The 695-nt window shown below is 46.6% G+C and carries 1 protein-coding gene; it reads left to right on the top strand.

Annotated elements, in window-relative coordinates; all coding sequences use genetic code 11:
- Nucleotides 1–506, top strand: a 506-nt coding sequence (locus DW830_RS15560) for an ABC transporter ATP-binding protein (RefSeq protein ID WP_147487293.1), incomplete at its 5' end; no start/stop codon positions are given.
- Nucleotides 507–695 lie beyond the last annotated feature (189 nt).

The following is a 695-nucleotide window of genomic DNA, read 5'->3' as shown; positions in this document are numbered from 1 at the left end:
GCCGACAGTGTGGCGTGGTGATGCAGGAGGGTGTCATCTTCTCGGAGAGCATCGGGCGCAACATAGCTGTGGATGATGCAGAGATAGATGAAGACCGTTTGATGAGAGCCGCTGAGATAGCTTGCATCAAGGATTATGTGATGGCCTTGCCGCTGAAGTTCAACACCAAGATTGGGCGTGATGGCGTAGGACTGAGCCAGGGACAGAAGCAGCGCATCCTGATAGCGAGAGCTGTTTATAAGAATCCTGACTATATCTTCCTGGACGAGGCAACCAACTCGCTCGATGCTAACAATGAGCGTAATATCGTGGAGAACTTGGATAAGTTCTATCAAGGCAAGACGGTTGTGATTGTTGCTCATCGCCTGAGTACGGTAAAGAATGCCGACCAAATCGTAGTCCTCAACCAGGGAAAGGTGGTTGAGGTAGGCAACCATGAGTCATTGACCGCCAATCGAGGGGCATATTATAACCTTGTAAAGAATCAGTTGGAATTGGGAAACTAAAATGCGTTTGATATGGAATAAAATCGCCAGCGAAGCAGTAGTAAAGCTTCGCTGGCGATTTCTCAGTATATAATCTTACCCAATCATATTCTTGAGTATCCATTTCCTGAAGAATGGGTCTTCTATTTCATATCTGTCACTTCGGATGATGTAGCCTTTCTTGCTTAAACGCAATAGGGCACTGGTCAT

Origin of the sequence: Prevotella sp. AM34-19LB, from assembly GCF_003468525.1 — a bacterium.
Classification (GTDB): domain Bacteria; phylum Bacteroidota; class Bacteroidia; order Bacteroidales; family Bacteroidaceae; genus Prevotella.
The sequence above is the reverse complement of the archived record's forward strand: the minus strand, read 5'-3'. Positions and strand labels throughout refer to the sequence as shown.